At 72.9% G+C, this 20,245-nt stretch carries 17 protein-coding genes, 5 tRNA genes and 1 pseudogene; 15 read left to right on the forward strand and 8 right to left on the reverse strand.

Annotation, left to right across the window (positions count from 1 at the left end; translation table 11 throughout):
- Positions 1–55: 55 nt before the first annotated feature.
- Both ACIF80_RS20710 and ACIF80_RS20715 read right to left on the reverse strand, forming a co-directional pair.
- Positions 56–484: a hypothetical protein gene (locus tag ACIF80_RS20710; protein ID WP_399806505.1), complete on the reverse strand. Its 429-nt coding sequence runs from the start codon at positions 482–484 to the stop codon at positions 56–58.
- Between the two features lies 1 nt (position 485).
- Positions 486–845 (reverse strand): hypothetical protein, encoded by a 360-nt coding sequence (locus ACIF80_RS20715; RefSeq protein ID WP_399806508.1) that lies wholly within the window; start codon positions 843–845, stop codon positions 486–488.
- Between the two features lie 115 nt (positions 846–960).
- Between ACIF80_RS20715 and ACIF80_RS20720 the strand changes: the two genes are divergently transcribed.
- The 9 genes from ACIF80_RS20720 (at position 961) to ACIF80_RS20760 (ending at position 13,551) form a co-directional block, all read left to right on the forward strand.
- Complete coding sequence (locus ACIF80_RS20720; RefSeq protein ID WP_399806511.1) at positions 961–1,611, forward strand: HAD family hydrolase; 651 nt, start codon at positions 961–963, stop codon at positions 1,609–1,611.
- A 423-nt stretch (positions 1,612–2,034) separates the two neighbouring features.
- Positions 2,035–3,117 (forward strand): methionine ABC transporter ATP-binding protein, encoded by a 1,083-nt coding sequence (locus tag ACIF80_RS20725; protein ID WP_399806513.1) that lies wholly within the window; start codon positions 2,035–2,037, stop codon positions 3,115–3,117.
- On the forward strand, positions 3,114–3,863 hold the full coding sequence (locus ACIF80_RS20730) for a methionine ABC transporter permease (RefSeq protein ID WP_399806516.1): 750 nt from the start codon (positions 3,114–3,116) through the stop codon (positions 3,861–3,863). The genes ACIF80_RS20725 and ACIF80_RS20730 overlap by 4 nt, the downstream gene beginning before the upstream one ends.
- A gap of 106 nt (positions 3,864–3,969) precedes the next feature.
- Complete coding sequence (locus ACIF80_RS20735; RefSeq protein ID WP_399806518.1) at positions 3,970–4,797, forward strand: MetQ/NlpA family ABC transporter substrate-binding protein; 828 nt, start codon at positions 3,970–3,972, stop codon at positions 4,795–4,797.
- Positions 4,798–5,017: 220 nt separating this feature from the next.
- A complete protein-coding gene (locus ACIF80_RS20740; protein ID WP_399806520.1) occupies positions 5,018–5,659 on the forward strand; it encodes a GNAT family N-acetyltransferase in 642 nt (213 codons plus the stop codon).
- Positions 5,660–5,814: 155 nt separating this feature from the next.
- On the forward strand, positions 5,815–7,026 hold the full coding sequence (gene cbiE / locus ACIF80_RS20745; RefSeq protein ID WP_399806522.1) for a precorrin-6y C5,15-methyltransferase (decarboxylating) subunit CbiE: 1,212 nt from the start codon (positions 5,815–5,817) through the stop codon (positions 7,024–7,026).
- A gap of 381 nt (positions 7,027–7,407) precedes the next feature.
- Positions 7,408–11,184 carry a nicotinate-nucleotide--dimethylbenzimidazole phosphoribosyltransferase gene (gene cobT / locus ACIF80_RS20750; RefSeq protein WP_399806525.1) on the forward strand — a complete coding sequence of 1,259 codons (3,777 nt, stop codon included), beginning with the start codon at positions 7,408–7,410 and terminating at the stop codon, positions 11,182–11,184.
- A gap of 156 nt (positions 11,185–11,340) precedes the next feature.
- Entirely contained in the window at positions 11,341–12,597 is a 1,257-nt protein-coding gene (gene cobA / locus ACIF80_RS20755) for a uroporphyrinogen-III C-methyltransferase (RefSeq protein WP_399806527.1), read from the forward strand.
- A gap of 108 nt (positions 12,598–12,705) precedes the next feature.
- On the forward strand, positions 12,706–13,551 hold the full coding sequence (locus tag ACIF80_RS20760; RefSeq protein ID WP_399806530.1) for a TrmH family RNA methyltransferase: 846 nt from the start codon (positions 12,706–12,708) through the stop codon (positions 13,549–13,551).
- Between the two features lie 91 nt (positions 13,552–13,642).
- Here the strand turns inward: ACIF80_RS20760 and ACIF80_RS20765 are convergent.
- A pseudogene (locus ACIF80_RS20765) lies at positions 13,643–15,064 on the reverse strand (serine/threonine-protein kinase); the annotation flags it as partial.
- 196 nt (positions 15,065–15,260) lie between these two features.
- Here ACIF80_RS20765 and ACIF80_RS20770 point away from each other — a divergent pair.
- The 4 genes from ACIF80_RS20770 to ACIF80_RS20785 all read left to right on the forward strand — a co-directional run bounded on the left by ACIF80_RS20770 (position 15,261) and on the right by ACIF80_RS20785 (position 17,660).
- A complete protein-coding gene (locus tag ACIF80_RS20770; protein ID WP_399806533.1) occupies positions 15,261–15,494 on the forward strand; it encodes a hypothetical protein in 234 nt (77 codons plus the stop codon).
- Between the two features lie 279 nt (positions 15,495–15,773).
- Positions 15,774–15,983 carry a hypothetical protein gene (locus ACIF80_RS20775; RefSeq protein WP_042174944.1) on the forward strand — a complete coding sequence of 70 codons (210 nt, stop codon included), beginning with the start codon at positions 15,774–15,776 and terminating at the stop codon, positions 15,981–15,983.
- 370 nt (positions 15,984–16,353) lie between these two features.
- Complete coding sequence (locus ACIF80_RS20780; protein WP_399806536.1) at positions 16,354–17,286, forward strand: phosphotransferase; 933 nt, start codon at positions 16,354–16,356, stop codon at positions 17,284–17,286.
- A gap of 80 nt (positions 17,287–17,366) precedes the next feature.
- Complete coding sequence (locus tag ACIF80_RS20785) at positions 17,367–17,660, forward strand: zf-TFIIB domain-containing protein (RefSeq protein ID WP_352333914.1); 294 nt, start codon at positions 17,367–17,369, stop codon at positions 17,658–17,660.
- Positions 17,661–17,707: 47 nt separating this feature from the next.
- Here ACIF80_RS20785 and ACIF80_RS20790 read toward each other — a convergent pair.
- The 5 genes from ACIF80_RS20790 to ACIF80_RS20810 all read right to left on the reverse strand — a co-directional run bounded on the left by ACIF80_RS20790 (position 17,708) and on the right by ACIF80_RS20810 (position 18,169).
- Positions 17,708–17,779 (reverse strand) — tRNA-Val (locus ACIF80_RS20790).
- Between the two features lie 43 nt (positions 17,780–17,822).
- Positions 17,823–17,894 (reverse strand) — tRNA-Val (locus ACIF80_RS20795).
- A gap of 19 nt (positions 17,895–17,913) precedes the next feature.
- Positions 17,914–17,985: transfer RNA gene (locus ACIF80_RS20800), tRNA-Val, on the reverse strand.
- A gap of 1 nt (position 17,986) precedes the next feature.
- Positions 17,987–18,060, reverse strand: a tRNA-Cys gene (locus ACIF80_RS20805).
- 36 nt (positions 18,061–18,096) lie between these two features.
- A tRNA-Gly gene (locus ACIF80_RS20810) sits at positions 18,097–18,169 on the reverse strand.
- A gap of 156 nt (positions 18,170–18,325) precedes the next feature.
- Between ACIF80_RS20810 and ACIF80_RS20815 the strand changes: the two genes are divergently transcribed.
- Both ACIF80_RS20815 and ACIF80_RS20820 read left to right on the forward strand, forming a co-directional pair.
- Positions 18,326–19,378: a chorismate-binding protein gene (locus ACIF80_RS20815; protein WP_399806539.1), complete on the forward strand. Its 1,053-nt coding sequence runs from the start codon at positions 18,326–18,328 to the stop codon at positions 19,376–19,378.
- Positions 19,375–20,196: an aminotransferase class IV gene (locus ACIF80_RS20820; RefSeq protein ID WP_399806542.1), complete on the forward strand. Its 822-nt coding sequence runs from the start codon at positions 19,375–19,377 to the stop codon at positions 20,194–20,196. The genes ACIF80_RS20815 and ACIF80_RS20820 overlap by 4 nt, the downstream gene beginning before the upstream one ends.
- Positions 20,197–20,245 lie beyond the last annotated feature (49 nt).

The following is a 20,245-nucleotide window of genomic DNA, read 5'->3' on the forward strand; positions in this document are numbered from 1 at the left end:
CGGGGCCGTGCCCGGCCGGGCACGGCCCCGCCACCGTCCGCCCGGGGTCCGTCCGTTACGGCGTGCGGGCCCTGCGCAGCCAGTACAGCGCGGTGAGGGGCAGCAGGACGGGGATGAACAGGTAGCCCATCCCGTAGTCCGACCACACGGTCGCGTCGGGGAAGGCGGACGGATCCACCAGGGTCCAGGTGCCGACCGTCAGGACGCCCACCAGCTCGGCCGCGCAGCACACCAGTGCCGCCCTGCGGGCCGTCTCCCCGCCGCGGACCAGGGTGTACGTGATGAAGCCGTAGACCACTCCGGCGATCGCCGAGAGCGAGTAGGCGAGCGGCGCCCGGTCGAACTCGGTGGCGATCTGGTACGCGGAACGCGACACGGCGCCGACGACCATCACCCCGTACAGCCACACCAGCAGCAGCCCGGGCCCGCCGATCAGCCGGGTCCCGCCCGGCTTCCGTCCCGGTTCCTGTTCCGCCGCGGTCATCTCAGCCCTTCCAGATGTCATAGAGCCGCACCTCGAGCACGGCCAGCACGACACCGCTCGCGGCGACCGTGACCGATCCCCACCGGGTGCGCTCGGCCAGCGACATGAAGCCCGCCGCCGGGACGCACGCGAACGAGCCCAGCAGATACGCCACGAAGATGACCGTCCCCTGCCCCGGCTCCTCGCCCCGGGCCAGCTGCACGATCCCGACCACCAGCTGAACCAGTGTCAGCAGGGTGACCACGGCCATGCCGATGAAGTGCCAGTCCTTCGTCGGCTGATCGCGGTAGGCGGCCCAGCCGCACCAGGCGGCGAGCAGCAGCGCGGCGACGCCGGTCGCCAACGTCAGGGCATCAAGCATGGCAGCGACCTTATTACGTCGTAATCATCCCACCGTGCCCGCCCCCACCGCGCGCGTGCGCGGCGGGCACGGGCACGGGCACGGGCACGGACCGGGGCGCCGTAGGGTCGATGGCATGACCATCCATGCGCAGGCCCTCCTGTTCGACAACGACGGCACTCTCGTCTCCTCCCTCGAATCCGTGCAGCGCTGCTGGACCCGGTGGGCCGTCGAGTACGGGATCACGGCCGAGGAGTTCGGGCGGATCGAACTGCACGGCCGCCCGGCCGTCGAGATAGCCGCCGACCTGCTGCCCGCCCATGTCGTGCCCGAGGCCGTCGCACGGATCGAGGACCTGGAGGTGGAGGACGTGCCGAACGGCGGCGCGATCCCGCTGCCGGGCACCCTGGACCTCCTCGGCGTGCTGCCGGCCGAACGCTGGGCCGTCGTCACCTCCGCGACCCGGCGGCTGGCCGAGGCCCGCCTCGCCGCCGCCGGCATCCTGCCCAAGACCCTCGTCGCCGCCGACGACATCACCCGGGGCAAGCCCGACCCCGAGCCCTATCTGCTCGCCGCCCGCGCCCTCGGCGTCGACCCCGCCCACTGCGTCGTCTTCGAGGACGCCCCCGCCGGGCTCCAGGCGGGCCGGGCGGCCGGGATGACCACCGTGGCCTTGGCCACAACCCACCAGGCCCACGAACTGACCGCCGATCTCGTGGTCGGGGACCTGTCGGCCCTGTCCGTACTGGTCACGGAGGCCGGGATGGAGATCACCACACGGTCCTGACGTGCGCTCACGGGTGTCCACGGCTGTCCGGAATATGGACAGCCCTATCCGGTCAGGGGCGAACATCTGCTTTACTGGCCGCATGACCACGACGAGCGACCGCATCCCTGTCACCGAAGCGCGTGTGCCGCTCGGTGCCGGATGTATGTGTCCGCTCCGAATGCGCGCCTTCTAGAGGGCCCCCGCAGCATCTGAGCCTCGCGCCCCGAAGCGAGAGCCGGTTCGTACCCGCACGCGAGTCCTCCGCGTTCCGCATGCGTACCGAACCACGCCCCGCGCGCACGCCTCTCCACCGTTGCTTCCGCACCGCTCGCGAGAGGCCGCGCCGCGTCCGGGCCGCCTCCGGCCCCTGAGCTTCGCCCCTCAATGCCTCGTGCGCGGCTTCCCTGACGTGCCGCGCACTCGAAAGTGACGGTTACCCACGTGATCACCACCTCGGGCCTCACCAAGGTCTACCGCTCGCGCGGACGCGAGGTCACCGCCCTGGACGGCGTCGACCTGCACGTCCGCGAAGGCGAGGTCTACGGCGTCATCGGTCAGTCCGGCGCCGGAAAGTCCTCGCTCATCCGCTGCGTCAACCTGCTGGAGCGCCCCACCTCGGGCACCGTGACCGTCGCCGGCCGGGACCTCACCGCCCTGGCCGGGCGCGGGCCGCGGGCAGGCCGGGAACTGCGGCAGGCGCGCAGCCACATCGGCATGGTCTTCCAGCACTTCAACCTGCTCTCCTCGCGCACCGTGCAGGACAACGTCGAACTGCCGCTGGAGATCCTCGGCCGGTCGGGGAAGGAACGTTCCCGCAAGGCGCTGGAACTGCTCGACCTGGTCGGCCTCGCCGACAAGGCCAAGGCCTACCCCGCCCAGCTCTCCGGCGGCCAGAAGCAGCGCGTCGGCATCGCCCGCGCCCTGGCCGGCGACCCCAAGGTGCTGCTGTCCGACGAGGCCACCAGCGCCCTCGACCCGGAGACCACCCGCTCCATCCTGGCGCTGCTGCGCGACCTCAACCGCCAGCTCGGCCTGACCGTCCTGCTCATCACGCACGAGATGGACGTCGTGAAGTCGGTCTGCGACTCGGCCGCGCTGATGGAGCGCGGACGCGTCGTCGAGTCCGGCACCGTCACCGACCTCCTGGCGACCCCCGGCTCCGAACTGGCCTCCGCGCTGTTCCCGGTCGCCGGTGAGGCGTCGGGCGACAACCGCACCGTCCTGGACATCACCTTCCAGGGCGAGAGCGCGACCCAGCCGGTCATCTCCCAGCTGGCCCGCACCTACAACATCGACATCTCGATCCTCGGCGCCGCCATCGACACCGTCGGCGGCCTCCAGGTGGGCAGGATGCGCATCGAACTCCCCGGTCACTACGAGGACAACGTCGTACCGATCGGCTTCCTGCGCGAACAGGGGCTGCACATCGAGACCGTCGAACGGACGGAACCGGTACAGCAGGCACACCGGGCGGACCGGGCGGACCAGGCGCCGTCGGCGCTCGTGAAGGAGGAGGCCAAGTGACCTGGTCCCAGATGCAGCCGCTGCTGGAACAGGCGTGTGGGGAGACGCTGATCATGGTCGGCTGGTCGACCCTGATCTCCGTCGCCCTCGGCCTCCCGATCGGTGTCCTGCTCGTCCTCACCGACAAGGGCGGACTGCTGCAGAACAGCCCGGTGAACAAGGTCATCGGGCAGATCGTGAACGTCGGCCGCTCGATGCCGTTCATCATCCTCATGGTCGCCCTGATGAGCTTCACCCGCTGGATCACCGGGACGACCATCGGCAGCGAGGCCGCGATCGTGCCGCTCGCCATCGGCGGCATCCCCTTCTTCGCCCGGCTCGTCGAGACGGCCGTGCGCGAAGTGGACCACGGGCTCGTCGAAGCCGTGCAGGCCATGGGCGGCAACACCTGGACGATCGTCCGCCGGGTCCTCGTGCCCGAAGCGCTGCCCTCGCTGATCGCCAGCACCACCACCACGATCGTCGCCCTCATCGGCTACTCGGCCATGGCCGGCACCGTGGGCGGCGGAGGACTCGGCGACCTCGCCGTCCGCTACGGCTACCAGCGCTTCGAGACCGGACTGATGTGGATCACCGTGGCGGTCCTCGCCGTGGTCATCTCCCTCATCCAGTTCGCCGGCGACTACGCGGCCCGCTCCCTGCACCACCGGGGCGGACGCCAGGGCGCCGGGCCGAGGCTGCGGCTGCTCAAGGTCAAGGAACCGGCGACGACGACCGCGACGGCCGACGTCGGCAAGACCGGGTGATCCGGACCCCGCCCCCGGCCTCCGCCCACCCCCGATCCCCACTTCCCCGAAGGCCCCGCACCACCCCGAGTCGGGGCCGCACCACCCTGAAGGAAAGGCACTTTTCGTGCGTAACACCATCAAGATCACCACTGCCGTCCTCGCTGCCGGAGCCCTCACCCTCGGCCTCACCGCCTGCGGCTCGGAGGAGGAGTCCGGGTCCGACGCCTCCGGCCCGTTGACCGTCGCCGCGAGCCCCGTGCCGCACGCCGAGATCCTCAACTTCGTCAAGGACAACCTGGCGGAGAAGGCCGGGCTCGACCTGGAGGTCAAGGAAGTCACCGACTACGTCACGCCGAACACCTCCACGGAGGACGGCTCGGTGGACGCCAACTACTTCCAGACCCAGGCGTACCTCGACGACTTCAACAAGAAGAACGGCACGCACATCGTGCCCGCCGGCGACGTGCACCTGGAGCCGCTCGGCCTCTACTCCGAGAAGGTCAAGGAAGCCGACGAACTGAAGAGCGGCGCGACCATCGCCATCCCCAACGACACCATCAACGAGGGACGCGCACTGCAGCTGCTCGCCGCCAACAAGATCATCACGATCAAGGAAGGCGTCGGCTTCGAGGCGACCCCCTCGGACATCACCGGGAACCCGAAGAAGCTCAAGTTCAAGGAGCTGGAGGCGGCCCAGACGCCGCGTGCCCTGGCCGACGTCGATGCCGCGGTCGTCAACGGCAACTACGCCATCGGAGCCGACCTCAAGCCCGCCGAGGACGCCCTCGTCCTCGAGGCCGCCGAGGGCAACCCGCACGCCAACTTCCTCGCCGTCAAGGAGGGCAACGAGGACGACCCGCGCGTGAAGAAGCTCGCCGATCTGCTCACCTCCGACGAGGTCAAGAAGTTCATCGACGACAAGTACGCCGGCTCGGTCGTCGCCGCCTTCTGACCCGCCGTCCGGTCCGGGCGACGCGCACCACCGGCACAGGGGACACGGCCGGGCGCACGAGGGGGCGCACAGCCGTCCGCGCCGCGCCCGGCACCCGTCCGGCACTCTCGGGGTCCACTCCGGTACACGGAGTGGACCCCGTGGTGCGGTCCGGAGCTTTCATGCTGCATGCTGGGCAGTTCAGCGGTGTCCGACGGTCACGAAGGTTACGGAGCGGCGCATGACGAGCAGCACCTTCCCCAACATCTCCATCAGCACGGAGCGGTTGGTGCTGCGTCCCCTCGACGCGGACGACGTCCCCCCTCTGACCGAGATGATGAACGACGAGCAGGTCGCCGCCTGGACCGACGTCCCCCAGCCCTTCACCGAGCAGGCCGCCCGCACCTGGGTCACCGAGTACGCCCCCGCCGAACGTGCGGCCGGACGCGGACTGGACCTCGCCGTCACCGAGTTCCTCACCCAACGACTGGTGGGCATCATCCAGCTCACCAAGACCAACTGGCACATCCGGTCCACCGAACTCTCGTACATCGTCGCCCCCTGGGCGCGCGGTGAGGGCTACGCCTCCGAGGCCGCCATGGCCACGGCCCAGTGGCTCTTCGGCGACCAGAAGCTGGAACGCGTCGAGCTGCGCACAGCCGCCGACAACACCGCCTCGCAGCAGGTCGCCCAGAAGATCGGCTGCCTCAGCGAGGGCGTCCTGCGCAACGCCTGCATAGCCCACGTCCGCGGCGACGACGGCGTCTGGACGGACGTACGCACCGACTTCATCGTGTGGAGCCTGCTGCCGGAGGACCTCGAGGGCTCGGCCGAACAGCTGGCCGACACCGGACAGTTCACCGCCTTCACCGACTGGAGCTGAGCCTCTTCCGGAATGCTCCCGGACGGGTGGCCGGTGGTGGGTCGCCCCGGTTCACGGCCGTACCGGGTACTCTCACCAAGCCCGCCCGCGGGCGGAGCGGCCGACCGCACCCCGCACCCCCAAGACACCCCGCGCACACCAGGAGACTGACAACGATGGCCGACCGGGTCACGGTGATCGGCTGGGACGGTTCGCCGCTGACCGCAGCGGCCCGCGCCGCACTGGGCGCCGCCACCCTGGTGGCAGGCGCCGCGCACCACCTGGAACTTCCCGAGGTACCCGCCGGTGCCGAGCGCATCCGGCTCGGCAGTGCCGCCCTGGCCGCCCGCCGGGTCGCCGGCCACCGCGGCACGGCAGTGGTCCTCGCCGACGGCGACCCGGGCTTCTTCGGCGTCGTACGGACCCTGCGCGCACCCGAGTTCGGCCTGGAGGTCGAGGTCGTCCCCGCGGTCTCCTCCGTTGCCGCCGCCTTCGCCCGGGCGGGCATGCCCTGGGACGACGCACACGTGGTGGTCGCACATCCCCGAACCCTGCGACGCGCGGTGAACGTATGCCGGGCCCACACCAAAGTGGCGGTTCTTACGTCTCCCGGCGCCGGCCCGGCCGAACTGGGCCTGCTCATGGAGGGCGTCCACCGCACCTTCGTCATCTGCGAGGAACTCGGCACCGCGCGCGAGCAGGTCAGCGTCGTCACCTCCGACAAGGCCGCCGACCACACCTGGCGCGACCCGAACGTCGTCATCGTCGCCGGCGGCCAGGCCGCCACCACCGCGTCCGGCGGCTGGATCGCCGGACGCGACCCCGCCGCCGGCCCGCGCGGCTGGACGCTGCCGGCCGACGCCTACGGCGGCGTCCTCGGCGAGGGCGAACGGGAGCCGCTGCGCGTCTCCCAGCTCGCCCGGCTCGGACCCAGACTCGGCGACCTCGTGTGGGACATCGGCTGCGGAAGCGGTGCCTTCGCCGTCGAGGCGGCACGGGCCGGCGCCGCGGTCATCGCCGTCGACAGCGACCCGCGGGCCTGCGCGCGCACCGACTCCACCGCCCGCCGTCACGGCGTCCAGCTCCAGATCGTGCACGGCACCGCCCCGCAGGTGCTGGAGGACCTCCCCGAACCGGACGTCGTCCGCGTCGGCGGCGGGGGAGCGGCCGTGGTCCTGGCGGTGGCCGACCGCCGCCCGCAGCGCATCGTCACGCACGCCGCCACCCGCGACGCGGCCGAGCGGATCGGCCGGGAACTGACCGAGCACGGCTACCGGGTGGAGTGCGCCCTCCTGCAGTCCGTCGAACTCGACACCAAGGTCTGGACGGAGACCGAACGGAGCGTCGCGTTCCTGCTCAGCGGCGTACTGCCGACGCGTACCGCCTGAGCGCGCAGCCCTGTTCCGATGCCGTCCCCGCGATCGGGTTGTCGTATCGCGCGCGGTAGGCTGGCCGATCGTTGTACCGCAACTCGGACGCCCGCCGACTCGTCGGCCGATGTCCCGAAAACACGCCCGTTCCGAGGCGTGTGTGGTACGGCACAAGCCAAGGACGCGCAACGTGGCGCAGTCCACAGCGGAACCGTCGCGGATCAAGCTGACGCGGCGGTCGTACGGCAGCCACAATGCCTGTGAATGGCTTTGTCGCCTTTTAGGGCAGGCCGTTCGTGCCGCTGGGGACGCACGCTCGTTCTTCAGTGTGGGGCGGTCGGGTGCGCCGTTCCGGGTGAGCTGGTCGTAGGAGCACTAACCGATGGGCGAGGGGTACGCATGACCGACACCGGCCAGGTCCCGGGCGAGGGACAGCCTGAGAACGCAGGCATGGTGGAGCAGCCGGGCGTCCCCGCGCCCGACTCGTACGCCTACCTCTCCGAGAGTTCCGCCGAGGAAGAAGACCTGCTGCTGCCCGGTGCCCAGGGCGCCTGGGGCAACGAGGTCGCCCCGCCCGCGCCGGAGCCGGTCGTCGAGACCGTGCACGAGCCGGGACCGCACGAGATGTCCGGCCGGGACACCGGCTCGGTCGACCTCGGCGGCGTCCGCCTGCCCGATCCCGGGCAGCAGCAGGCGCCCGGCCCCGCGGCCACGCACGAGTCGCAGCCGCCGGCCGCGCCGCGCCGGCCGCTGCACCTTGGCCCGCCCATTCCCAGCACCACCGCCGGCCCGGTCCGCTCCCTTGCCGACCGCGGCCCCGCCGACGTGCCGGTGCGCCAGGCCGGCCCGCCGCCCGCAGGCCCCGAGTACCTCGACGTGCCGCGCACCCGGGAAGCGGTCCCGCAGACGGCGCAGCCCTGGGGCGCCCCCGCAGCGGTGGGCGCGACCACCCAAGCGGAAACGGTTGTTCCGTCTCAGCAGTCCCTGGGCGCCGCCCGGGCGCTGGCCGCCCGGGTCGCGACGGAGGCGGGCGTCGGCCAGCCGCAGGACGCACCGCAGGCCGCCGCGGTCGCGGCGGACCGGCAGAGCACCACGGGCGCAGCGGTCGCACCGGTCGCGGACGCCGCTCCCGTGCCGGACCCGGAGGGCCCTGCGGGGGCCGAAGGCTCCGAGGGGTCTTCCGTACCGACGGCCGATGCGACCGGGTCCGGCGCGGGAACGGGTCCGGAACCGGGTTCGGGTCCGGCGACCGGTGTGATCGCCGGACTGCCCGGAAGCCCCGGGTACGCAGCCGGTCCCGCCGTGGACGTCGTACCGTCCCCCGCCCCGGAGGCGGGTCCGGACGCGGGTCAGGGCGCCGAGCCCGTACCGGCACCGGCTGCCGAGGAGCAGGTGCCGGCGCCCGAGGCGGACGCCGCTCCCGTCGCCGCCGTGGCGCCGGACTCTCCGGCCCGGGAGGCCGTGGCCGCCCAGGCACCGGAGGGCATCGCCGTCGCCGCCGACGGAACCGAGGACCCCTCCGCCGTGGCCCACGCACCCCAGGGACCGTTCACCGGCCCGGCAGACCCGCAGGCGAGCGTCGCCGCCGCCCAGGACGACGGCGACGCCGAGGCGTCCGCCCCCGTCCCCGCCGAGCCGTCCGCACCCGTCGACCAGGGACAGGCTCCCGAAGCCGCGGCCCTTCGGACGCCCGAGCACGTGGAGGCGCCGGAGCCCGTCGTGTCAGTCCTCGAAGCAGCGCCCGCCCCCGTTGCGGAGCCCACTTCCGTCGCGGAGCCCGCTCCCGTCGCGGCAACCGAGCCGGAGCTTCAGCAGGCGGCGGCGGCCGAGCCCGCGGCCGAGGGACCGGACGGCCCGTACGTCCCGGCCGCGCACCCGGCCCAGGGCCTTCAGCAGACCCCGGCCGCCCCCTTCGCCCCGCCCGTCCAGGAGGCCTGGGCGCCGCTTCCCGCTTCCCCGGCGCCCCCAGCCCTCCCGGACCCCGAGGCCCCCGCTGCCGACCCGACCGCTCCCGACGGCACCGTCACGCCGCTTCCCGGCAGCGTTCCCCCGGAGGCGCGGCCGGACCAGGCCCTGGGGGAGTTCGTCCCCGTCGAGGGAGTCGTGCCGACCACCCCGCATCTCGCGCCGACCCCGCCGCAGCCGCTGACCCTCCCCGCCGAGGAACAGCCCGTACCGGAGGCCGCAGGCCCGGTCCCCGCGCCCCGCCAGGCCGACGCCGAAGCCGGCGCCGTCCCCGTCGCTCCCGCCCCGGAACCGGCCGTCGAACCGCCGGCCGAGCAGGACCTCGCGGGGAATGCGCCGGGCGAGCACCCGCCCGCGGAGACCGAGCCGGTCCAGGCCGGGCCGGCTTCGCCCGAACCGGTCCGGCCCGTACTCGCCCAGAACCCCGACGACCTCGACACCCGAGGCGCCGGAGCGGTGCACGCCGCGCCGGCCGCCGGCCCCGCCGCCCCCGGCTACGACGACGCCGAGCGCGAGGCCGTGCGGAAGGTCATGCGGGAGCGCCGGGACATCCGCAACGGGTTCCGCGACGACCCCATCCCGCACGAGGTCCTGCTCCGTGTCCTGGAGGCCGCCCACACCGCGCCCTCCGTGGGCCACTCGCAGCCCTGGGACTTCGTCGTCATCCGCTCCGCCGAGACCCGGCGCAGCATGCACGAACTGGCCGAGCGCCAGCGCGAGGCCTACGCCAAGTCCCTGCCCAAGGGACGGGCGAAGCAGTTCAAGGAACTGAAGATCGAGGCCATCCTCGACACCCCGGTGAACATCGTCGTCACCGCCGACCCGACCCGCGGCGGCCGGCACACCCTGGGCCGGCACACCCAGCCGCAGATGGCGCCGTACTCCTCCGCCCTGGCGGTCCAGAACCTGTGGCTCGCCGCACGCGCCGAGGGCCTCGGGGTCGGCTGGGTCAGCTTCTTCGACGAGCGCGAGATGGTCCGCTCCCTGGGTCTGCCCGAGCACCTCGAAGTGGTCGCCTACCTGTGCGTGGGCTACGTCGACGAGTTCCCGGACGAGCCCGAGCTGACGCAGGCCGGCTGGTCCAAGCGCCGCCCGCTGTCGTGGGTCGTGCACGAGGAGACGTACGGCAGGCGTGTGCTGCCCGGCGAGGAGCCGCACGACCTGCTCGCCGAGACCGTCGCGCAGATCCGCCCGCTGGACGCCAAGGCGCTCGGCGAGGCCTGGGAGCGGCAGAAGCGGATGACCAAGCCGGCCGGCGCGCTCGGCATGCTGGAGATCATCTCCGCGCAGCTGTCCGGACTGTCCCGCCAGTGCCCGCCGCCCATTCCGGAGCCCGCGGCCGTCGCGGTCTTCGCGGGCGACCACGGTGTCCACGCCCAGGGCGTCACCCCGTGGCCGCAGGAGGTCACCGCCCAGATGGTGGCCAACTTCCTCGGCGGCGGAGCGGTCTGCAACGCCTTCGCCACGCAGGTGGGCGCCGAGGTCTGCGTGGTCGACGTCGGGGTGGCCTCCGACCTCCCGGCCACCCCGGGACTGCTGCCGCGCAAGGTCCGCGCCGGCACCTCCGACATGACCGCCGGCCTCGCGATGACCCGCGAGGAGGCCAAGCAGGCCATCGAGGTCGGCATCGAGACCGCCCGCGACCTGGTCGCCGCCGGAAACAAGGCCCTGCTCACCGGTGAGATGGGCATCGCGAACACCACCGCGTCCGCCGCCCTGATCTCCGTCTTCACCGGCGCGGACCCGGCCGAGGTCACCGGCCGGGGCACCGGCATCAACGACGAGACCCTGGTCCGCAAGACCGACGTCGTGCGCCGCGCCCTCGAACTGCACCAGCCGGACCCCGCCGACCCCATCGGCGTCCTCGCCGCCGTCGGCGGGTTCGAGCACGCGGCCATGGTGGGCCTGCTCCTCGGCGGCGCGTCCCTGCGCACGCCGGTGATCCTGGACGGCGTCAGCGCCGGGGCCGCCGCCCTGGTGGCCCGGGCTATCGCCCCCGAGGTGCTGGCCGCGTGCATCGCGGGACACCGCAGCGCGGAGCCCGGCCATGTGGCCGCACTCAACAAGCTGGGCCTGCGCCCGCTGGTCGACCTCGACCTGCGCCTCGGCGAGGGCACGGGCGCGCTGCTCGCCCTGCCGATGGTGCAGAGCACCGCGCGGGCCATGCACGAGGTGGCGACGTTCGACTCGGCCGGCGTCACCGAGAAATAGCAGGTACTCCGAGGGGTGGGGCGCGGCGTCCGGTGTTCCGTCGTCACCGTCCCACCCCGGCCGTACGCTGATCCCACATCCGCACACCGCACGTCAGGGCCGCTCCAGTGCCGTAGCGCCCCTCGCACGCCCGCCTGTACGAGGAGCCGCAGCCTCATGGCCGAACACCCCGCCTACCCCGTGGGCCTCCGCCTCACCGGCCGTCGAGTCGTGGTGCTCGGCGGCGGACAGGTCGCCCAGCGCCGGCTGCCCGCCCTCATCGCGGCCGGCGGGTCCATCGTCCTGATCTCACCGGAGGTGACGCCCTCCGTGGAGGCGATGGCGGACGCCGGTGAGATCACCTGGGAGCGGCGCCGCTACGCCGAGGGCGACCTCACGGACGCCTGGTACGCGCTGATCGCCACCGGCGACGGCGAGGCCAACGCCCGAGCCTCCGCCGAGGCCGAACGCCACCGCGTCTGGTGCGTCCGCTCCGACGACGCCGACCAGGCCACGGCCTGGACCCCGGCCACCGGGCACAGCGAGGGAGTCACGGTCGCCGTCCTCACCACGGACGTCAAGGGCCGCGACCCCCGCCACACCGCCGCGATCCGCGACGCCGTGGTGGAGGGCCTGCGCGACGGCACGCTCGTCGCCCGGCACCACCGCACCCGTACCCCGGGCGTCGCCCTGGTCGGCGGCGGTCCCGGCGACCCCGACCTGATCACCGTGCGCGGACGCCGGCTGCTCGCCGAGGCGGACGTCGTCATCGCCGACCGGCTCGGCCCGCGCGACCTGCTGGCCGAACTCCCGCCGCACGTCGAGGTGATCGACGCGGCGAAGATCCCGTACGGCCGGTTCATGGCGCAGGAGGCCATCAACAACGCGCTGATCGAACACGCCAAGCAGGGCAAGGCGGTGGTCCGGCTCAAGGGCGGCGACCCGTATGTCTTCGGCCGCGGCATGGAGGAACTGCACGCGCTCGCCGAGGCGGGCATCGCGTGCACCGTGGTCCCCGGCATCTCCAGCTCCATCTCGGTCCCGGGAGCGGCCGGGATTCCGGTCACCCACCGCGGTGTGGCCCACGAGTTCACCGTGGTCAGCGGCCACGTCGCGCCCGACGACGAGCGTTCCCTGGTCGACTGGCCGTCGCTGGCGAAGCTGACCGGTACCCTCGTGGTGCTCATGGGCGTCGACAAGATCGGCCGGATCGCCGAGACCCTCGTGGCGCACGGCAGGTCGCCGAAGACCCCGGTCGCCCTGGTCCAGGAGGGCACCACGGCCGCCCAGCGCCGCGTCGACGCCACGCTCGCCACGGTCGGCGAGACCGTCCGGGCCGAGGAGGTCAGGCCACCGGCGGTCATCGTCATCGGCGAGGTCGTGAACGTCGGACTTCCTGCCGTGCGGGCCCCGAAGCCCTCGCAGCCCTCGTAAGCCTCCGCGGCCCTTGTGGGCCCAGGCGGCACCCCCGGAAGTAACCCCAGGTAACACGGCCGATCCCGGCCGTTGGCACCACACCCAGGACAAGGCAGTATCACCCCCGTGGCCGATCTCATCACCATTGAGGACCCCGACGACCCGCGCCTGCACGACTACACGGGCCTGACCGACGTGGAGCTGCGCCGCAAACGAGAACCCGCCGAGGGCCTGTTCATCGCCGAGGGCGAGAAGGTCATCAGACGCGCCAAGGACGCGGGCTACGAGATGCGCTCCATGCTGCTCTCGGCCAAGTGGGTCGACGTCATGCGCGACGTCATCGACGAACTCCCCGCCCCGGTCTACGCCGTGAGCCCGGAACTCGCCGAACAGGTCACCGGCTACCACGTGCACCGCGGCGCACTCGCCTCCATGCAGCGCACCCCGCTGCCCACGGCCGCCGAACTGCTCCGCACCGCCCGCCGGGTGGTGGTCATGGAGTCCGTCAACGACCACACCAACATCGGTGCCATCTTCCGCTCGGCGGCGGCCCTCGGCATGGACGCGGTCCTGCTCTCCCCGGACTGCGCCGACCCGCTCTACCGCCGCAGCGTCAAGGTCTCCATGGGGGCGGTCTTCTCCGTGCCGTACGCCAGGCTCACCAGCTGGCCCAGGAGCCTGGAATCGGTCCGCGAAGCGGGCTTCACGCTGCTCGCCCTGACCCCTGACGAGAAGGCCCGGAGCCTCGACGAGGTCGCCCCGCACCGGATGGACAGGGTCGCCCTGATGCTGGGCGCGGAGGGCGAGGGGCTGTCCACCCAGGCCCTGGTCGCCGCCGACGAATGGGTCCGCATCCCGATGTCCCACGGCGTCGACTCGCTCAACGTGGGCGCGGCGGCCGCGGTCGCCTTCTACGCGGTGGCGACGGGCCGGCCGACGGGACAGGACGGGACGAGCCCGCCGGCGCCGTGAGCCCGCAGACCCTGCCCGCCCCCTGCTCCTGGTCGCCGGCGGCCGCTGTGCGCCTGCCGGCGTCGCCGAGGCCGCGGGCCGGCCCCCGTCAGCCCTGGATCAGGGCGATGCCGACCGCGACCACCAGTGTCACCACGACGAACACGAACAGCCGCTGCAGGAGCAGCCGCGGATTGGCCGGCCGCAGGCCGGTGCCCGTCCGGGGCCCGGGACGACGGGGGCCCGTGCCCGACCGTGTCGAGTCCCGTGAACCCGGCGTGGACCGTGACCCGGACGTGGACCGTGACCCCGACGCGGGCCGGGCACCCGACGTGGGCCGGGAACCGGACCGGGAAGGCTTGCCGTCGCGGGAGGAGCCCCCGCGCGAGGCACTGCCCCCGCGTGACGTACTGCCCCCGCGTGACGTACTGCCGCCGCGTGACGTACTGCCCCCGCGGGACGGGGGCACGCTCCGGCTGCCGCGCCGCCGCGGTGCCCCGCTCCCGGCAGGACCGGCACCGGCAGGACCGGCACCGCGACCCGGGGCCGCGCCACGCGGCGGGGGGGTGGTGGCCTGTCCCTCGGGCGCGCCCTGCTGCCCCGGCGCGCGACGCTGCGCACGGTCCGGGTAGGTGTCGGCCAAGCGCCCCGCCGCCCGCTCCGACTCCGCGCCGCGCGGAGCCGGCGGACGTACGCCGGTGAATCCCTGCCCCTCCCGGGCGGCGATCTCCTTGAGCCGCAGCGACAGTTGGAGCGTGCTCGGCCGCTCCTCGGGATCCTTCGCGAGGCACGCGCGGACGAGCGGCGCCAACGCGTCCGGGACATCCCGCAGATGGGCCTCCTCGTGCACCACGCGGTACAGCATCACCTCGGAACTGCCGTGCCCGAAGGGCGAGTCGCCCATCGACGCGTACGCCAGCGTGGCGCCCAGCGAGAACACGTCCGTGGCCGGTGTGACGGCCGCGCCCCGCACCTGCTCCGGCGCGAGGAAGCCGGGAGAGCCGACCGCCGTGCCGACGTGGGTGAGCGTCGAGGCGCCGGTGGCCCAGGCGATGCCGAAGTCGATGATCCGCGGTCCCTTCGGGGACAGCAGGATGTTGGACGGCTTCAGGTCCCGGTGCACGACCCCGGCCTCGTGCACGGCGACCAGCCCCTCCGACAGGGCCGCGCCGACCGCGGCGACCTCGGCCGCGCCGAGCGGCCCCCCGTCGGCGACCCGGTCGTGCAGCGACGGGCCGGGCACGTACTGCGTGGCGAACCACGGCCGGTCCGCGTCGAGGTCGGCGGCCACCAGACGGGCCGTGCACCCGCCGCGGATGCGGCGCGCCGCGGACACCTCCCGCGCGAACCGCGAGCGGAACTCCTGGTCCTCCGCCAGATCGGGCCGGATGACCTTCAGTGCGACCCGCTGCCCCTTCTTGTCGGAACCGAGATAGACAACGCCCATCCCGCCCGCGCCAAGCCGTCGGTGAAGTCTGAAAGAGCCGACGACGCGCGGGTCCTCGCGCCTCAGGCGCATCATCGCCATGTTCATCCCCGCTGCCCGGTCCTGTGACGTGCCACAGCTTACGTTTCCCCGGGCGCCCTTGCGCAGAGGCCGCGCCCTCTCGGAGCGGCGGATTGTCAGTGGCGGGTGGGAGACTTGAAGAGTGGTCGGGGGACGCGCGGCCAGGCCGGGTCCGTGCGAAGTGGTGGTCTCAACCATTCGACTCCGAAGGGGGATTGATCACATGAAGGGCGACCGTGTGGAGATAGTCGTGGACGCCGGTGACACGACGCGCACGTACGAGGTGACGGCGAGCAGGGCGGGCCGCAGGGTGGAGACGGCGGTGCGCCGGGGCGTGGTCGAAGTGAGTGAAGTCACGCGTACGGGAACGGCGGTGCGGACGGCCAGGTTCATGGCGAACCGGGTTCTCGCGCTGGTCGAGCACCCGGTGCCGCGGACGGAGGAATCGGAGACATGAGCGACGAGAAGGGGCGGACCGGACTCCCCCTCGGGGATGTCCCTGACACGGAGCGGCCCGTCTCCACCCAGGGGAGTACGCCGCAGGTCACGGCTCATCCTCCGGGAGGCCCGGCAATCGGTACGAGGGCATGACGTCCGGGAAGCGCCGGGCACCTAGATTTGAGGTCAAGCGGCGGGTGCGGTACTCGTCCCCCGAGGTCGGACGCCCGCCGCTGCCAGAGGTTCGCACACAGCACCCGAGGCACCACGACAACAGAAACAGGTCAGGAGAGGGGTCATGGCCCACACGGCATCGCGGACAGTCGTCCGCACACGGGCACACAAGGCGGGCGCCGCCATGTTCCGCCCGAGCCGCGAGGGCCGTCGCCACCCGGTGGTGGCGACGCTGATGGCTCTTCCCCTGGCGGTCCTGCTCCTCCTCGTCTTCGACGGGTGGGAGACGGTGGCCACACAGGCGTCGTCCGTGGGAGAGATGCTGGGGCGCTGAGCGGCGACCCCAGGCCCGGAAGAGCGGTCCGGGCGGGGACATCCACCCATGAAACCCCGTGGGGACGGGGGTGCGGCGGACGGCAAGAATGCCGGCGCAGCTGGGGAGCTGCGCCGGCACTTTTTTGCGCCTGAACCGGCGCGCGCTCTCGCGGACGTGGTTGCGGTCCGTGGGCGTTGCCCCATGCGTGGTTGCGGTGCATACGGAGCTGTCGCGGTGGGCGGTGTTCGCCGGTGAACGGTGCCGCCCCGCGCAGCTGCCGCCGCCCGCCGGTGCCTCGTGACCGGGGGCAGCCGTGTCTCCCCGTGCCACCGGTCAACGCCGGTCACGCTCCCGCGTACCCTCGCCCCAGGCCGCACCAGGGAGCCCCATGACAGCCACCGCCCTCCTTCCCGAACTCACCGCCCGGGCCGAAGACATCGCCCACATCCGCACCCCCACCTGTGCCTGCGAGGCGAGCGGCACCCTCGCGGACCGCCCCGACGGCACCGTCGTCCGGCACGCGGACACCGTCGCGAAGGCCCACGCACCGGACGCCGACGCCACCGAGCTGACCCGGCGCCTCGCCCTCGCCTCCCGCCACCCGGACGTGCTCCTGCCCCCGCTCGGTCCGGCACCGGCCGACCTGCACGGCAGGCTCGTCACCTTCTGGCCGTACGGCAGCCCGGTCGACCCGGACGATCCCGACGCCGCCCCCTGGGAAGCCGTCGGCACCCTGCTCGCCCTGTTGCACCGCACACCGGTCCCCGAGTCGGCGCCGGTCATGCGCGGCCCCCTCAAGGCGGCCCGGGCCGTCGCCGGGCTCCAGGCCGTCGGCGACCACCCGGCCGTGGCCCCCGTACGGGATGCCTGGGCGACCCTGCCCGCCTGGGCGCGCGCCGAGGCGCCCATGCCGCAGCCGGCCGCCCTGTGCCACGGCGACCTCCACCTCGGCCAGCTCGTACGGGTACCCGGGGGGTCCTGGCGGCTGATCGACGTCGACGACCTGGGCGCGGGCACCCCGGCCTGGGATCTGGGCCGTCCCGCCGCCTGGTTCGCCTGCGGGCTGCTGGCGCCGCAGGAGTGGGGGCGGTTCCTCGACGCGTACCGGGCCGCGGGCGGGCCCGCCCTCGACGCCGCCGAAGACCCCTGGGCCGTCCTGGACGTGCCGGCCCGCGCCCTCACCGTGCAGACCGCCGCGCGGACGGTCACCAAGGCGGTGGCGGACGGGCGGCCTCTGGACGAGGTGGACCACGCCCTGGTCGACGCCTGCCGGCGAATAGCCGCGGTCCCGGCCGAATTGGCGCACGAATCGACGAAGTAGGGTGCAACCGACCGCAGTCGGACAGAGTCTGTCCTGGAGATACCTGAAGCAGGTCCGACCGGCGAGGAGTTGAACCGATCATGCAGTGTCCGAAGTGTCGTGCGCCGATGCACACCTACAACCGCAACGGTGTCCAGATCGAGCAGTGCAGCGGCTGCCGAGGGATCTTCCTCGACTACGGCGAACTGGAGTCGCTGACCCGGCTGGAGGCCCAGTGGTCCCAGCAGGCCGCGCCGCCGCCCCCCGCGGCCCCGCAGGCCTACCCGGCGGCGCCCCAGCCCGCGTGGGGCGCCCCGCACGGCGGTCACCACGGGGGCCACCACTACGGCCACCACCGGAACAAGGGCTTCGGCCGCATGCTCTTCTCGTCCTGACGACAGAACCCCCGGCCGCCTGAGCGGCCGGGGGTTCCGGGGTGATGTGGACGATACTGGGATTGAACCAGTGACCTCTTCCGTGTCAGGGAAGCGCTCTCCCGCTGAGCTAATCGTCCTCGGGACCACGACCGCTCCGAGGAGCGCGTCATGGATGCTGCGTGCGCGATACTGGGATTGAACCAGTGACCTCTTCCGTGTCAGGGAAGCGCTCTCCCGCTGAGCTAATCGCGCGGAGGATCCGAAGATCCAGTGGACGATACTGGGATTGAACCAGTGACCTCTTCCGTGTCAGGGAAGCGCTCTCCCGCTGAGCTAATCGTCCATGGAGGTGGAGACGGGATTTGAACCCGTGTAGACGGCTTTGCAGGCCGTTGCCTCGCCTCTCGGCCACTCCACCAGGAGCGCAGGGGCCCGGGAGGCCCCCGATCCTTCGAGCGGACGACGAGGTTCGAACTCGCGACCTCAACCTTGGCAAGGTTGCGCTCTACCAGCTGAGCTACGTCCGCCTGTCGGTCCGGTCCGCTTGCGCGTCCCGGCGACGTGGTGAACTCTAGCGGATTCCGGGGCCAGTACAAAAACCCGTTTGTGCAGCGTGCTGCGCTGCGCCTGCTCACGGACACGGCCGGGTCACCTCGACGACCCCCCGCCATAGACTCGACGACGTGCTCGATCTCCCACCTCTCGCCCGCTTCGGCAGCCGTGTCGCGACCGGTCTCCTCGATGTCACCGACGACCCGGCGGCCCTGGACTCGCACGGTTTCTGGGCCGTCTGCGCGGACTTCGAGGGCCGTCTGACCTGCGCGCGCTTCCGTGACGTACGCGAGCAGCCGGTACCCGCGCCGGTGCCGGGCGGCTGGCGCGGACCGGCCACCGATGACTGGACGTCCTCCCTGGACCACGCCGCGTACGTGGCCGGCGTACGGCGCATCCGCGAGCACATAGCCGCCGGCGAGGTGTACCAGGCCAACCTCTGCCGGGTACTGTCCGCCCCCGTCCCGGCCGGCGCCGACGTGGACGCCCTCACCGCCCTGCTGGCCCGCGGCAACCCGGCACCGTACGCAGGAACGATCCGCCTGCCGGGGCACGGCGTGGAGATCGCCACCGCCTCGCCCGAGCTCTTCCTGAGCCGCGCGGGACGCGCCGTCGAGTCCGGGCCGATCAAGGGCACCGGACGCACCGAGGCCGACCTCCTCGACAAGGACCACGCCGAGAACGTGATGATCGTCGACCTGGTCCGCAACGACCTCGGCCAGGTCTGCGCCACCGGCAGCGTCACGGTGCCCGACCTGTGCGCCGTCGAGAAGCATCCGGGGCTGGTGCACCTGGTGTCGACGGTGCGGGGCGAGCTGCGGCCCGGGGCCGGCTGGCCCGAGCTGTTCGCCGCCGCGTTCCCGCCCGGCTCCGTCACCGGCGCGCCCAAGTCGAGCGCCCTGCGGATCATCGACACCCTGGAGCCGGTGCCCCGGGGCCCGTACTGCGGCGGCATCGGCTGGGTCGACGCCGACCGGGGCACCGCCGGCCTGGCGGTGGGCATCCGTACCTTCTGGATCGACCGGGAGCCGGACGGCGGTGCCGTGCTCCGGTTCGGCACCGGTGCCGGCATCACCTGGGGTTCCGACCCGGAGGGGGAGTGGCGGGAGACCGAACTGAAGGCGTCCCGGCTGCTCGCGGTAGCGTCGGGCAGGCACGAGGTGAGCGAAGGGACCCTGAGGTGAAGATCTGGCTCGACGGCGGGCTGCAGGACATCGAGTCCGCCCGCGTCTCCGTCTTCGACCACGGACTGACCGTGGGCGACGGCATTTTCGAGACGGTGAAGGCCGTGAACGGCAGACCGTTCGCGCTGACCCGGCATCTCGACCGGCTGGCCCGCTCCGCCCGGGGCCTCGGTCTGCCCGAACCCGACCTCGACGAGGTCCGCCGCGCCTGCGCGGCCGTCCTCGAGGCCAACCCGATGCCGCTCGGCCGGCTGCGCATCACCTTCACCGGCGGCCACGGCCCCCTCGGCTCCGACCGCGGCGAACACGGCCCGACCCTCGTCGTCGCCCTGGGCGACACCACCCGCCGCCCCGACTCCACCGCCGTGATCACCGTCCCCTGGACCCGCAACGAACGCGGCGCGCTCACCGGCCTGAAGACCACCTCCTACGCCGAGAACGTGGTCGCCCTCGCCCGCGCCCGCGAACACGGCGCCTCGGAGGCGCTGTTCGGCAACACGGTCGGCCGGCTCTGCGAGGGCACGGGGTCCAATGTCTTCGTCGTCCTGGACGGCGAGATCCACACCCCGCCGGTCGCCTCCGGCTGCCTCGCGGGCATCACCCGGGCGCTGGCCGTCGAGTGGACCGGCGCCGCCGAGACCGATCTGCCGATGGACGTCCTCCAGCGGGCCGACGAGGTCTTCCTCACCTCCACCCTGCGGGACGTGCAGGCCGTGCGGCGCGTCGACGACCGTGAACTGCCCGGTGCCCCGGGCCCGGTGACGGCCAAGGCCATGCGGATCTTCGACGAGCACGCGGCGGCCGACCTCGATCCGTGACGAGGCCCGGGACCGGGCCCGGGGCCGGTATGTGACATTCGGCTGATCC

Origin of the sequence: Streptomyces sp. NPDC085927 (genome assembly GCF_044540975.1) — a bacterium.
GTDB classification, from domain to species: domain Bacteria; phylum Actinomycetota; class Actinomycetes; order Streptomycetales; family Streptomycetaceae; genus Streptomyces; species Streptomyces hirsutus.